The 14,679-nt window shown below is 49.4% G+C and carries 9 protein-coding genes and 1 pseudogene; 6 read left to right on the top strand and 4 right to left on the bottom strand.

Annotation, left to right across the window (positions count from 1 at the left end; genetic code table 11):
• Positions 1-74: 74 nt before the first annotated feature.
• The gene (locus HALO_RS01875; protein WP_050712937.1) at positions 75-2,024 is read right to left on the bottom strand and encodes an FAD-binding monooxygenase; all 1,950 of its coding nucleotides are present in this window, start codon (positions 2,022-2,024) and stop codon (positions 75-77) included.
• A gap of 342 nt (positions 2,025-2,366) precedes the next feature.
• On the opposite strand from HALO_RS01875, the gene HALO_RS01870 reads away from it, so the two are divergent.
• Both HALO_RS01870 and HALO_RS01865 read left to right on the top strand, forming a co-directional pair.
• Entirely contained in the window at positions 2,367-3,824 is a 1,458-nt protein-coding gene (locus HALO_RS01870; protein ID WP_050712936.1) for an aldehyde dehydrogenase family protein, read from the top strand.
• Positions 3,825-3,833: 9 nt separating this feature from the next.
• Positions 3,834-5,576 (top strand): thiamine pyrophosphate-binding protein, encoded by a 1,743-nt coding sequence (locus tag HALO_RS01865; protein WP_050712935.1) that lies wholly within the window; start codon positions 3,834-3,836, stop codon positions 5,574-5,576.
• On the opposite strand, the gene HALO_RS01860 is transcribed toward HALO_RS01865, so the two are convergent.
• Positions 5,573-6,487 (bottom strand): LysR family transcriptional regulator, encoded by a 915-nt coding sequence (locus HALO_RS01860; RefSeq protein WP_009286115.1) that lies wholly within the window; start codon positions 6,485-6,487, stop codon positions 5,573-5,575. The genes HALO_RS01865 and HALO_RS01860 overlap by 4 nt on opposite strands.
• Positions 6,488-6,605: 118 nt before the next feature.
• Between HALO_RS01860 and HALO_RS01855 the strand changes: the two genes are divergently transcribed.
• The 4 genes and pseudogenes from HALO_RS01855 to HALO_RS01840 form a co-directional block, all read left to right on the top strand.
• Entirely contained in the window at positions 6,606-7,352 is a 747-nt protein-coding gene (locus tag HALO_RS01855) for a class II aldolase/adducin family protein (RefSeq protein ID WP_197671968.1), read from the top strand.
• 76 nt (positions 7,353-7,428) lie between these two features.
• Positions 7,429-8,385 carry a TAXI family TRAP transporter solute-binding subunit gene (locus HALO_RS01850; protein WP_009286116.1) on the top strand — a complete coding sequence of 319 codons (957 nt, stop codon included), beginning with the start codon at positions 7,429-7,431 and terminating at the stop codon, positions 8,383-8,385.
• Between the two features lie 4 nt (positions 8,386-8,389).
• Positions 8,390-10,324 carry a TRAP transporter permease gene (locus tag HALO_RS01845; RefSeq protein WP_009286117.1) on the top strand — a complete coding sequence of 645 codons (1,935 nt, stop codon included), beginning with the start codon at positions 8,390-8,392 and terminating at the stop codon, positions 10,322-10,324.
• Positions 10,325-10,544: 220 nt separating this feature from the next.
• Positions 10,545-11,592, top strand: a pseudogene (locus HALO_RS01840) (IS3 family transposase); the annotation flags it as partial.
• Positions 11,593-11,761: 169 nt separating this feature from the next.
• On the opposite strand, the gene HALO_RS01835 reads toward HALO_RS01840, so the two are convergent.
• Together HALO_RS01835 and HALO_RS01830 are read right to left on the bottom strand one after the other, a co-directional pair.
• Positions 11,762-12,658, bottom strand: a complete 897-nt coding sequence (locus tag HALO_RS01835; protein ID WP_009286118.1) for a DMT family transporter — start codon at positions 12,656-12,658, stop codon at positions 11,762-11,764.
• Positions 12,659-12,742: 84 nt separating this feature from the next.
• Positions 12,743-14,656, bottom strand: a complete 1,914-nt coding sequence (locus tag HALO_RS01830; RefSeq protein ID WP_050712934.1) for a TRAP transporter permease — start codon at positions 14,654-14,656, stop codon at positions 12,743-12,745.
• Positions 14,657-14,679 lie beyond the last annotated feature (23 nt).

Below are 14,679 nucleotides of genomic sequence, written 5' to 3'. Positions count from 1 at the left end.
CATTCTATCCAGTGAGATATATGCACGGTATAACAGCGTTCTCGACTTTAGCGAGCCCGTCAGCGTAGTGTAAGTCAGGTGGCAACCAGCATGAAGCGGTCAAAGTATGCAGCGAGTTCATCGTGCGCATTAAGCGGCAGTACGTTGGCGACATGTTGATCAGGGCGGACAATTACTAGGCACCCCTGCTCTCGGTTAACTCTACGCAAATCATAAATATTTTCCGCATTTTTTAGGTCTGGGCAGAATACTTTCTCATAGTCATGCAGACCATACTTTCCCTTGTGCGGCCACAGAAATTTTGGAAAAGCATCCAGTGAAAGCTCGCGGAAGCCCTGCTGGCAAACAGCGCGCAGATCAAACACAGCATCAATATCTTCATCTTTCGGCGTATGCTTACGTACTGGAGAGTCCGGCGACTCGTCTAGAAAACGGCATAGACGGCCAATATCTGAGCCTGCCGCTGTGGGGTCGCCCGCACCGGCAAACGCAAACAATCGCCAACGGCCATCGGCTTCGATAGTGTGGCCCAGGTGCATAGGTTTAGCATCTGACAGGCGCACCACCGGGGCAGAGTGAAAGCGCTTGCCCACTTCAAACCCTTTAGCTAAGTGCTGATGGAGCGGTTCAGCTGAGATTAGCGAAGGGTAGTACTGAATTGCCGTGCCTGCAGTAAAGCGCCCTTKCTTGATGAAGTAATCTTGAAATTCTTTAGGATCCACGCCGTCGCCTTTATCTTCAGGCGAACCTTTGGGTGGGGCACTGAACATCTTAGAAAACTTACGATCAAAATCAATTAGTTCTCTCGCCACTGTCTGGCGCTCGGTAGTATAGGTATCCAATATTGCTGGAGAGCTTTTGCCCTGCAACACCGCGGCTAGCTTCCAGCCTAGATTGAAGGTGTCGCGCATGGAAACATTCATGCCTTGCCCCGCTTTTGGGCTGTGTGTATGGCAGGCATCACCTGCTATGAACACGTGGGGGATACGGCTGCCAACTGCTTCTACGGGCACATCGTCAAACTTATCGCACAAGCGCTGGCCAATATCGTACACGGACCACCAAGCAATTTCTTTCACATCCAGCTTGTAGGGGKGGAGAATACGTTGCGCTGCAGCCACGAGTTGATCAGAGGTGATATTCCGGCTCGAAACACGCTCGTTCTCGCTGAGTTTATCCAACTCTATGTAAAGGCGCGTTAAGTAACCGCCTTCTCGCGGAATTACTAAAATATTGCCTTCGTTAGCAGAGTGAATAGTCGCCTTCATGCGAATATCGGGGAAATCCGTAACCGCTAGCACGTCCATCACACCCCAGGCTTGGTTCGCAGAATCACCAACTAGTGCGCGACCAAGTGACTGACGCACTGCACTGCGCGCCCCATCGCAGCCGACCACGTAGCGGGCACGCACTGTTTCTGTCTCGCCTTGGTGTGCATCATCTATGCGCTCTAGCTTGACCGTTACCGGATACGCTTCAGTGCCCAATGTGACCACATCGGCCTGCGTAGAATCAATCTTTACATCGACCACCCGGCGTGAGTAGTTTGGCTCCAGCTGGCTCGGTGAGTTACGCATCACTTCAAGAAAAAAGTCATGTACACGAGCTTGGTTGAGTACCGTGTGAGGGAATTCGGAAAGTCCGTCCTCAGTATCCTGTACGCGCCCGTGGCGCACTATATTTTTAGGAGTTGTCTCATCTGGCTTCCAAAATACCGTCTCGTTGATCCAACACGCCTCGTTCATCACTTTGTCGACGAAACCAAAGGCGTTAAACATTTCCATGCTGCGGCAGGCGATGCCGTCGGCCTGACCGAGCTTGATGGGCCCGTCTTTCTGCTCAACGATACGTGTACGGATCTCAGGAAAGCGTGAAAGCTGGGCGGCAAGCGTTAAACCTGCTGGGCCGCAGCCGACGATAAGTACATCGACCTCTTTAGGTAATTGGTCTGAATTGGCAATTGCCTTGTCAGAGGTATAGCGCTTTGGGTCGCCTGTCTGAAAGCCGTTGAGATGAAACTGCATGGCGATTCCTCATCATAAATATTATTAATATTGATCAGCATTGTGATCATCAGTGTTGTGACTGATTGGTGAGATTGCAATTATACTTTTTGGTAATTGACCTTCAGCCTAAGTAAAAAACAACGAAAACGATTGACGGTATGTCCGTCTGAATACTTTTAATCTCTGATGAATATCCTTGTGCCCTCACGATGCCTAAGAAATTTTTCATAGCCCACATGGTTAAAAAGAATCCAAATATATCTAATCAGCTATAGATGTCGCATCGTTTATATATTTGACCGAAGGCTGCCGATGCCTTCATTACTGTTTACTTCTTGAGATCCGAATAAGGAGAACAAAATGGAACGTGTCTGCGAAGCAGAGCGAATGCTGATCGGTGGTGAACTGGTTGAAAGCGTTACTGGCAAATGGTCGACATCTATAAATCCCGCAACGGAAGAGCCTATTGGTCGTGTACCAGCAGGTTCGTCAGAAGATGTGGATCGAGCGGTACAAGCTGCAGAAAAAGCTTGGCCCGCCTGGGCGGCGTTAACACCGATGGAACGGGCCGCAGCTATGAACCGATTCGCTGACGCTATTGCTGCCCGTGCGGATGAAATACTGCGAATCGAGGTCAGCGATACTGGAAACACGATTCGGCCAATGCGAATGATCGACGTGCCAACCGCCGTGGAGAGTTTGCGCTACTACGCCGGACTTGGCCCCGATCTGCGGGGCGACACCATTCCGGCGACATCTCAGAATCTACACCTGACGCTGCATGAACCCTATGGGGTAGTGGCGCGAATTGCMCCTTTTAACCACCCGATCATGTTCGCCGTCGCACGTACCGCCGCGGCGCTGGCGGCAGGTAATGCCGTGATCGTAAAACCCCCTGAAACATCTCCACTATCGTCGATGGTACTCGCCGAGATCGCTCGCGATACCTTACCTCCGGGTGTGTTTAATATCGTAACTGGTGAAGGTGACGTTGTTGGAAACGCAATCGTTCGACACCCAGGGATCAAGCGGATCGCTTTCATCGGTTCGCCCGAAACCGGACGGGCTATCCAAAGATCGGCGGCCGAAGTCGGGGTCAAGCATATAACGCTGGAACTGGGCGGCAAGAATCCGATGATCGTGTTCCCCGATTGCGACCCTGAAAAGATCGCTGACGCCGCCGTGTTTGGGATGAACTTTTCATGGCAGGGCCAATCCTGTGGTTCGCTCAGTCGTTTGCTAGTGCATGAAGATATCTACGATCACGTACTTAATGCGGTTGTTGAGCGTGTCGCCGCGTTGCGCATTGGCGACCCCTTGAGTGACGCAACCGATGTGGGACCGGTCAATTCTGAACTGCACATGCAGCGTATCCTGGCTCATTGCGGCAATGCCGATGCTGATGGCGCGCGTCGAATGCTAGGGGGCGCGCGGCCCGAAGGGAAACAGTTTCTTAAGGGGTTCTGGGTAGCGCCAACAGTCTACGCTGATGTGTCGCCCGACATGCGCTTATGGCAACAGGAAGTATTTGGGCCTGTTATGGCGATTGGACGCTGGAAAGACTTTGATGAAGCAGTAGCTATGGCTAATAGCACAGAATACGGCTTAACCGCTGCCGTTTGGACGCATGACATTAACGCAGCTCTGAAGATGGCGAAGCAGATCCGGTCGGGGCATATATGGATCAACGGCTCAAGCATGCACTTCCTGGGAGTACCTTTTGGCGGGATGAAGTCAAGCGGCGKGGGCCGCGAGGAAGGTCGTGAAGAGCTGCTTAGCTACACCGAATCAAAAACTATTAACATCATGCTGTCTTGAGAGGAAATCATGAGCCATAAGACCCAAAACAATACCCCCTGCTGGGGCTCGGATGCGATCGCCAAAACATTAAATGAACTGGATCTTCGTTATATCGCTCTCAATCCCGGAGCGAGTTATCGAGGGCTTCACGATAGTTTAGTAAACTTCACCCACAATGACCCTCAACTGTTGCTATGCGTACATGAAGAGGCGGCGGTTGCCATTGCGCATGGCTATGCCAAAGTAACTGGGCGCGCCATGGGCGTAGCACTACATTCTAATGTGGGCTTAATGCATGGTTCTATGGGCATTTATAACGCATGGTGCGACCGGGTGCCAATGTTGGTTCTTGGAGCTACAGGGCCGGTTGATGCCACACATAGACGCTCCTGGATAGACTGGATCCATACCTCACAAGACCAAGGCTCACTGATTCGAGACTTTGTAAAGTGGGACGATCAACCTGGCGGTGTCACGGCCACTCTTCACGCGTTGGTCGAAGGGGTTTCTCATGCGGGAACCGCGCCACGCGGCCCAGTCTATATAAATATCGATTCAGCACTTCAAGAGAAGGCTCTAGATGCTCCGCTACCTGACATAGATATAGCCCGCCGAGGAGCACCGAGGGCCGGCGCCCCCGCGCCCGACTTAGTAACGGTAGCAGCGAAGCTGTTGTCAGGTGCAGAAAAAGTTGTCGTTCTAATGGGCCGTATGTCGCGCTCTGCAACGGATTGGAAGCTGCGCATTGCGTTAATAGAGCGCCTGGGAGCGCAAGTAGTGACTGACTTTAAGACCGGCGCGACATTTCCCAGCACTCATGTCGCGAATGTAGGACGCGCAGGTTACTTTCCAGACACTCAAGCTAAAACCGCCATCGCCGAAGCTGACGTTATAGTCAATTTCGACTGGCTGGACTTCGGAGGCACACTGCGTTCAGTTTTTGGAGATCGTCCGGTTCCAGCGAAAATCATCTCAGCGACGCTGGATGTTCATAACCATCGCGGCTGGGTGAAGGATGGAGGGGCGCCCGCTCCGGCCGATGTAGCCTTCCTTAATGAGCCTGACCAAGTAGTAGCCGCACTAGTAGAAGCACTAGAGGCAAGAGATCCAGATCCAGTTCCTGTGCTTCCCATACCAGCAGAAATCGCGAACGGACCGATGACTCCGCAAGATATAGCGGCAATAGTGCGCAGCGCTCTTGGKAAGCGCTCTGCATGCCTAATCCGCGCCCCGCTCAGTTGGACAGGTGCGGATTGGCCCGTGGACAATCCTTATGGCTCGCTGGGCTATGATGGAGGCGGCGGCATAGGATCTGGCCCCGGTATGGCGGTGGGTGCAGCCTTAGCGCTACGTGACGAGAAGTCTAAGCTCCTCGCGCTGGCAGTACTGGGCGATGGAGACTTTCTGATGAATGCTTCAGCTATTTGGACTGCGGTAAACCAGAGCATCCCCTTGCTGATTGTCGTCGTGAATAACCATTCATTCTACAACGATGAAGTACACCAGGAGTCGGTTGCTAGAGAGCGGAATCGCCCAGTCGAAAACAAGCATGTTGGCATCGTTATGAACGGGCCAGATATTGATGTCAGTTCCATAGCTCAAGGCTTCGGGGCGGTAAGTTATGGTCTGTTAAACTCACCTGATGAAGTGAAAAAAGCTATGATTGGTGCTCTGGATGTGTTTGATAGTGGCGGTGTAGCGGTAGTTGAGATTGAGGCCGCTAAGGGGTACGCACCTTCGATGGAAAAKGCGATGAGATCGCCAGGCTAATTGCTTAGCGCTTGGGTTATTTCATCCAGCATCATGGACTGGAATTTGGCCAATTTCTTGTGTTTCCTACGCACCAGATAAACCGGAACACGTAATTCCATACCTGATGTATCGAGCCTTCTTAGTAGTCCCGAGGCAAGTTCGTCGTTGACCGAAGATTGGAACAAGAAGGCAACCCCTGCACCGGCGCGTACTGCCTGTTTAATTGCTTCGGCATGTCCAAATTCCATTACAATTTGGTTGCGCGACACGCCAAATTCCATTAACAAGTGCTCCTCGATCTCGCGACGAGGAGTGCGTAACTGAGCAGTGACGAAAGGCAGTTCAGCAAGCTCCTCAAGCGATACGCTTTTTGTCTTGAGCCCCGAATTATTAGAAGCAACGAGGATTAACTGCTCATCCCGCACACGCTGCACTTCCAAACCTGCGATTTCATGACGTGGGTCTAGAATAGTAAAAGCAAAGTCGCATTCACCTTGCAGCACCGCATCCGTCGCTAATATTGGGGTAGTTACTTGTACTGATATTTCCCCTTGGGGATAACGCTGCCTTATCGATGCGATAATACTAGGCAGAACGTAAGAGCCCAGAGTCATCGAAGCACCCACCTTAGCCTTCCCTGCCAGTCCACGCTGAGTATCAGCTATTTCACGTTCAAGCTCATGAGTGCGAATGACAACATCGTGAGCCCATTGATAAACACGTTCCCCTTCTTCGGTTAATGCTATTCGACGTCCACTTCGTTCAGTTAGTGATACCCCTAATTTGTCCGCAAGCGATTTAAGATGTGCTGAGACGACAGGCTGAGCAATGTTAAGGCGCTCTGCAGCACGAGAAATGCTCTTCAGCTCGGCGACCATGCAAAAGACCTCGAGCTTATGAATGGAGAGCTGGGAGACAAAGGATCGCATAGTAATCTATACCTTTAAGAGTATAAAGAAGCATATAAATATATATTAGTTCAAGTGACAATACACAACTAGTCTGAAGGAAGTCATTCCCAATCCCTTCCGGCGGAGTAGCCAACAAATGTCTGAAAATATGAGCGTACGTTTCGAGCACGATATCCTTGAGACGACAATTACCAACCTAGTCATTGCCAATCGCATTCTTGCTCGTGAAGACGTAATAGATGACTTTGGGCATGTGAGCGTACGAAACCCACTGAACCCTGATCGCTATTTCTTATCGCGCTCGCGCAGTCCCGAGGTAGTGACCCGTGGCGATATCATGGAGTTTACGTTGGATGGCGAGTTGGTCGGCAGTGACCATCGTCGGCCTTATGCTGAGCGACATATTCATGGCGCAATTTATAAGGATCGACCCGACGTGAACGCGGTCACGCATCATCATGCGCGCTCAATCCTGCCGTTTACCATGAACGCCATTTCATTGCGTCCGATCTTTCATATGTCAGCCGTAATAGGCTCAACAATAGAAACTTGGGACAGCCAAGACGAATTCGGCGATACCAATATGCTTGTAGATTCAATGGAGATGGGCCACTCGCTTTCTAAGGTACTTGGTGAAAGCCGTGTTGCTCTATTGCGTGGGCATGGGTGTGTCTGTGCTGCTGACAATCTTAAGGCGGTTTGCATGGTCTCTATAGGATTGAAGGATAATGCCAAGCTCATTCATGACACGTTACAGATCGGAGAACTGAGCTACTTGACCGACGGAGAGATAGAAAAAACCAGCGCCATGCTCCTAAGTCCTATGCCATTAGCACGTGCGTGGGATTATTGGGTGGCACGTGCTGGATATAGTGGAATATAAGCACGGAAGCGATTGMCCCCAACAAAAACAAGCTATTTATCATCGATAAAAATAAAATTAACAACGGAGTATTACCATGAAAAAAACAATGCTGGGCGCAATTTTCCTCGGTACAACACTCTTTATGGCTAACGGTGCAAACGCACAGTCGCTTGGTATTGGCGCAGGAACTCAAGGCTCACAAAACTACGCCGTCAATGCCGGTATGGCGAAGTTTCTATCTGATGAAGCGGGTATAGATGTGCGTGTTCAGGCCTATGGCGGAACGGGACAGTCGATGCCAATGATTGATACAGGGCGTCTAGACCTGCAATTAATACCAAGTCCCGATATTTCGGCTGCTGTACAGGGACAGGAGCCATTCGAGGGTAGGCCCCTGGAAAACCTTCGAGTTGTTGCCTCGCTGAGCTCCTCAGCTTATGGCTTCATGGTGCGTGAAGATTCAGATTATTACAAAGTCTCCGATATTGAAGGCACGAGTATCACCTATGGGTACACAGCTCAGCCGACCTTAAAATTTCAGGTCGATGGCATTCTCGCTGCTGGGGGGCTGTCTATTGATGATATGGAAGCGCACATGGTTCCTTCTGTGCCAAATGGCGTCGATGACTTTATTACGGGCAACGTAGATGTAGCTTTCTTCGCATTACAAGGGGGTAAAACACGCGAGGCAGATGCTTCCCTAGGCATCCGCTGGCTTGCGGTCAACGATACACCCGAGGCCGAAGCAGCGATGCAGGAATTCGTACCCACCTCTTATATTAAGACGGTCGAACCGGGCAGTGACAGTGTAGGCGTGGATGAGCCTACACCAATGATGGGTTACGACTACGTGCTAACGGCGGGAACACATGTTCCTGAAGAAACTGTTTATGAAATTGTGAAGCTTTTACATGATAATCCTGAAAAAGTGCGTGGAATTCTCAGAACCTTTGCGGAATTTGATCCTGAAAGAATGGCGCCTGAATTCAATGGGTTAAGCTATCACCCAGGTGCGATTAGCTTTTATAATGAAGTAGGGATGATGGAGTAACGTCATGCTAGAGTCCAAAGATGACACCATGGTTCCTGACATGTCTACTAGTGTGATCAAGCAGTTGAAGAGGCTCGCAGGAGGACTAATGGTACTGCTGCCGGTCGCTTATGCCGGCAACATGCATCAACTGCTGAACATTTCAGTTTACGATGTACAGCTCTTGGCCTTAGTTCTAACACTTGCTCTCTCTGCTGGTTTTTTGATCATGGCGGAGCACTCTCAAAAAAGACTTCTTAAAATAACCGATTTTGTCTGTGCGGCTTTAACATTTTGTGTTGGGCTGTATGTCTCCCTCTACTATCCAATGATATCGATGGAGGCTCCCTATCTTCCGGGCTGGCTTATTGCGACTAGCGTAGTCCTGTTCAGCGCACTTATATTTAACCTGCCAAGCTCTGCCGGTATTGGCATCCTATCGGTTGTTCTGATATTTCTAGCCTACGGGCTATTTGGACATCTCGTCCCAGGGGAGCTTCAGAGCAGGGAGACAACGTTATCGGAACTGGTGGTCTATCTCGCGATCGATGCAAATGGGATGCTTGGGACTGCACTAAAAGTCGCAGTGATAATCGTCATTCCTTTTTTGCTTTTCGGCCAGCTCCTGGCGCGTTGCGGGGCAGCTGATTTTTTCAATGACATCGCTTTAGCGGGCATGGGGCGATTTCGAGGGGGGCCAGCCAAAGTTGCCGTCACCGCCTCGGGGCTCTTCGGCTCAATATCGGGCAGTGCCGTGGGTAACGTGGTTGGCACTGGCGTTGTTACGATCCCAATGATGAAAAGGGCAGGCTTCACCCCTTCTTATGCAGCCTCGGTAGAGGCAGTGGCTTCTACAGGTGGCCAACTAGTACCTCCTGTAATGGGGGCGGCTGCATTTATCATGGCAGACTTCATAGGTGTCGACTACTCAACGGTCATGATGGCAGCGCTGCCTTCTGCMCTGCTGTACTACCTTGCCATTTTTATCAACGTTGATCTTTATGCCGCCAAGCGCAATATTCGCTCGGTCGAAGCCTCCCAGATCCCCTCAGGCTGGCATTCGTTAAAACAAGGCTGGCATTTTCTAATTCCTTTTTTAATCCTCTTTTATGCACTGTTTGCTTTAAATATGCGCCCCGAACGAGCGGCCGTTTTGGCGGTGCTCACCCTGTTAATTGTAAGCTTAATTTTTGGGTATCGTGGACGCCGCATTGCGCTTAGTGATATTTGGCCGGTTGTGTCTTCAGCAGGGGGAGCCGCGTGTGGGCTCGTTATTGTTTGTGCTGCAGCTGGTTTAATCATTGGTGTACTCAATATTTCAGGCCTTGCCTTTAATCTCACGCTTCATATTATCAACGCAAGTGGAGAGAATGTTTTCCTGCTAGCTCTCATTACCGCGCTAATTAGTATTGTGCTAGGTATGGGAATGCCCACTGTAGGGGTATATATCTTACTCGCAACGCTAGTGGCGCCAGCACTTGTTGAGGTCGGTATACCTGTGATTTCGGCACACCTTTTCGTCTTTTACTTCGGTCTTCTTTCTATGGTGACTCCACCCGTGGCCCTCGCTTCATTCGCGGCCGCTAACATTGCTGGTGCTGGAGCGTGGAGTACGAGTATTGCTGCAATGCGCCTGGCCTGGCCAGCCTATGTCGTACCGTTTCTATTTCTATTTGCCCCATCTCTTATATTAGAGGGCAGTCTTATAGAGGTAGTTTTGGCGTTAGGATCGGCAATATTAGGCATATACATGGTTACGGCGGGAATCGTTGGATACATGAACGGTATAGTGAGCACATGGTTTCGCTGTTTACTACTTTTTGGAGGGCTTTTCCTACTCATTCCAGCGGATCTTTTTTCTGGTGGATTCTATACCGATATTATAGGCTTAGCTGTTTTTGGCTTTTGCATAGCTTATAAATATTTGTGTAAAAAAACGTCTGTCCTTCCCCTAGCTTAGTTTTGCCCTTAATTATAGTGACAATTAATTTTCGTGACTCAAGTTGCGGTGATGGTCTATAAAGGGGGTTGAAGCTCAAATAATTAATTCATACTTGGAAAATCGTTTTTAGGGGTGACCTGTCTCCCAAAACTATCGCTATGAACATAAGGAGATTTCACGCTAACCCTTATTTGACGGAGATCTCAACATGTAAGGGACACACTATACCGAAGATCAGATCATTGGCGCCATCCTGGAATATGAGGCAGGCGCCAAAGTGGACGTCCTCTGTCTGCCTCAAGCTGGGTATTTCCAGCGGCACCTTCTATAACTGGCGTAGTAAGTACACTGGCCTTGAAGTGAATGAAGCGAAGCGCTTGCGGGAGCTTGAAACAGAGAACAATAGGCTCAAAAAGCTTCTGGCTGACAAGCTCCTGGAAGTCGAGGCCATGAAGGATGTGCTGTCAAAAAAGTGGTAACGCCTACAGCCCAAAAAGCGGCTGCTCGGCATCTGGTTTATGATCACCAGTTTAACGAGCGTTCCGCCTGCCAACTTGTAGGCATTTCTCCTCGAACAGCGTATCGGTATCAAGCGTAGGATAAACAAGACGGTGCCTTAAGAGCGCGTCTTAAAGGGCTTGCCGCTCAGAAATCTGCCTATGGCTATCTGCTATTATATGCGCTGTTAATAGCTGAAGGCCTGGTCACTAACCGAAAGCGATCGTATCGGATTTATACCGAAGAAGGCCTGCAGGTACGTACCAAACGGCGCCAGAAGCTCCACCGGCCACGGCAGCCGCTGAATGTGCCAACGAGGGCCAATGAGCGTAGGTCGATGGACTTCGTGTCCGATCAGCTAGCGCCTTCGGGAGCTGAATGTGGTGGACGACTTTTCACGGGAGATGGTAGGCCAGTTAGTATCCGAATCGATTAACGGACGTCAGGTGGCTCAGTTTATGGGGCAGCTTTGCGAAGCAAGAAGTAAACTTCACAGAATTATTTGCGATTATATTACAGAGTTTACGAGCAAAGCGATGTTCTTCTGGAGTAAAGAAACGGCGGTGACACTAGKCTTTATTTAGCCGGGMAAGCCTACTCAGAATGCCTCGGTGAAAAGCTTGAACAGTAAGTTCCGAAACAAATCCCTGAACCGCCACTGGTTTAGAACAATGAATGAGGCGAGAGCGGAAATTGATGCGGGGCGAGACCACTACAATCACGTTCGCCCCCCCCCCCACAGCTCACTCAATTACCTGCCGTTCGTTGAGTTTGCTCAACGAACGGCATATGTGGAGACACATGAGAGAGTGGTGCTAATCCAGGGGACAGTCAGTTATATAACCAGCTCTAACATCTCATTAATGCAAATGAAACACTTTTCGTTAAGTTCGAGCTGAGCTTTTCAGCGTCCGGCTTATGCATAAGCAACTATTTTTGATGTATTTTAAAATTACTTCAAGACATTCCAATATATGCCATAAAACTTGAACCTAAAACAGTAAACAAAGTTCCGATTATAATCCACACGCTGAAAGTTTCATTATCACGCATAAACAAAAAAGTAATAAGTAGTACAAAGAATGGCGTGGTCGCTGCTAATGGCGCAATAATCGCAATATGACCTTTCTGCAGTGCCATATAAAGCAATACGGGGCCAATACTCGAGAAAATACCGGCAATCACAAGTGTTACAAACTCAGTATGGCAAAGAATCAACGCATGCGCAGGTCTGAATGCCACAAGGTATATACTCAAAACGAGCCAGGAGGATGTAGTAGTGACTGCAGCGGCAGTTACTGCATCGGTGCCGATATCAATACCTGCTTTCCTGAAAACCACTGAAACGCCATAAGTAAACGAAGCAGCTAACGGAAATAGTAAATACTTTTTCGAGACTTCAGAAACATTCTTGGGATGGTTTCCGTTCTGTGCACCAAGAAGTAAGCTTCCAAACAAAACCATTAATACACCGACAATTATCTCAATTCTAAGGGTTTCACCTAGAAATATAACCGCGAAAAGTACAGTAACAACTGGGTGAGTCAAGGTTAGTGGTGTAGTAATATTTGCGCCCAATTTAGCCATGCCTTGGAACTGAAAAAAACGCCCCATCAAAGGTGCGAAAATACCAGCTATTGCAAAGTAGCCCCATTCAATCGAAATCGAAATACTCTCCTGCGCACTAAGCAAGCTCCAGCCCCAAAGAGTTACCACATTAGTAGTGAGAGTTACACAAAGAGCAGCAAGAGATGATACGTTTTGCCCAGTTATTTTGACGAGAACAAATGTGACAGCAAACATTAATGCAGAGGCAAGCGATAGCAAGATCGGTACTGCTTGCAAGCTTGTCACTATGTTCTCCCGCTATAATAAGAATAGAGGCAGAGTCTTTACCATAACTCTGCCTCCATAGATGACGAAGAAAAGTGATCTACCTTATGCAGGCAATTTTTGGCTATGTAACCGTAGATGTGGTGTACCGATAATTGCCATGGCGACAATAATCACAGCCAGTGCAACTGCCCAACTGTTTGGTGTAATAAAGAGTAGTCCTGCCACTCCAAAACCAAGTCTTGGGAGCACGTTGACTCGACCTCGCCAGTACCCTTCCACGGCGATGCTCAATAGCAAAACACCGATCACTGCGCTAGCACAGGTAACTATAATCTCGATAGGATCGCCTACCATCAAAAGTCCCTCGCCATATACAAATGCAAACGGAACGATGAAAGCCGTAATGGCTAATCTGACCGCGCCGGTGGCAATTTCCAGCGGCTTAGCATCCGCAATTGCCGAAGCGGCAAACGCGGCTACTGCGACCGGTGGCGTCATAGCTGATAGCACAGCGAAGTAAAGGATGAACATGTTGGTCTGAAGGACACTAAAATTAAGTCCTAGCAAGGTGGGCCCGACCAGAACAGCAGCCAGGATGAAAGCTGAGGGTGTTGGCATACCCATCCCTAGGATAATGGCCAACACGGCGGAAATAATTAGGGCCAGAAAGGCGGTATCGCCAGCCATCAAGTAAACAAGATCGGCAAATTTTCCGCCCAACCCCGTCATTGATATTCCCCCTATGACCAAGCCAGCAGCTGCACAAGCGGCAACAACGGATACCATTCGTAGCGTAGTTACGGCCAAGGCATTCCATATTGCCATGGGTCCCATTCGTGTTGAACGACGCMCCATAGACACCATCAGAACTACGACAGTTGATACCGCTGCAACATAAGTGGGCGAATAGCCCATCAGCAAAGCAGATGACAATGCAATCAAGGGAAGTATGAACAGGCCACCGTTCTTAAGAGTACCTTTTAACGGCGGAGTCTCTTCTTTCGTTAATCCTCTCAGACCAAGCTTCTGGGAGCGCAAATGCACCTGTGCGTAAACACACAAAAAATAGAGTAAAGCAGGAATGATGCCTGCAATGGCGATATCGCGGTATTCGATTCCCGTATACTCCGCCATGATGAAGGCTGCAGAACCCATTACTGGAGGCAACAGGCTCCCGCCCGTTGAAGCAGCTACTTCTACGCTACCTGAAAGCGCTTTACTGTAGCCAAGGCGTTGCATGATAGGGATAGTGACGGAACCCGTTGTGACAACATCTGAGGTTGGGCTTCCCGACATGGTACCGTAGAGCGCTGAGGAAATAACGGCAATCTTAGCAGGGCCGCCCGTTCTACGGCCAGCCACTGCGGACGCTAGGTTATAGAAAAACTCAGCACCTCCGGCTTTAGAAAGGAAGGTACCAAACATTACAAAAAGAAAGGCATAAGTGGCAGCCACTCGAAGGGGCACTCCAAACAATCCATCCGACGTAAACATCATGATATCAAGGAAGTGGTTATAACTAACTTCCCTGAAACCGAGTGTTCCGGGTAGACCGTGCCCCCATAGATTGTAAAAGACAAAGGCCAGAACAACGCTAGTCAGCCCAAAACCGACCGTACGACGCGTCGCCTCAATCGTTAGCACCAAAAGCACGCTGGCTGCCACCAAATCAGGCATTTCCAATGGATACAGCAATGTAATGCGCTCAACAATCCGCTGATTTTCCGCCAAAAAATAGATACCGACAACAAGACTGGCTATTACCAAGCACCAGTCTACAAAGCTGGGACGTTCTACTCGCCCATTTGGTCCTGCGCTCACAGTAAGGAATAGCAAAGCCAGCATGGCAGATAGAAATACAACCATCATGGCATAAAGATCTACATACACGACCGTCGTAGTGTAAATAACTCCAAGCGCCACAATTGCTGCACTTCCATGGACAGTCTTCCCTAGCTTGCCTGTCAACGACCTCTTGGCGCCGGTCCCTGTTATAATCGGAAGTAAGTGATTCATCTAGAAACCTCTCAGTATTGATA

It is taken from the genome of Halomonas sp. R57-5, assembly GCF_900070345.1.
Lineage (GTDB): Bacteria > Pseudomonadota > Gammaproteobacteria > Pseudomonadales > Halomonadaceae > Vreelandella > Vreelandella ventosae_B.
Note: the sequence above shows the minus strand (reverse complement) of the source record. Positions and strands in the feature narration are given on the sequence as shown.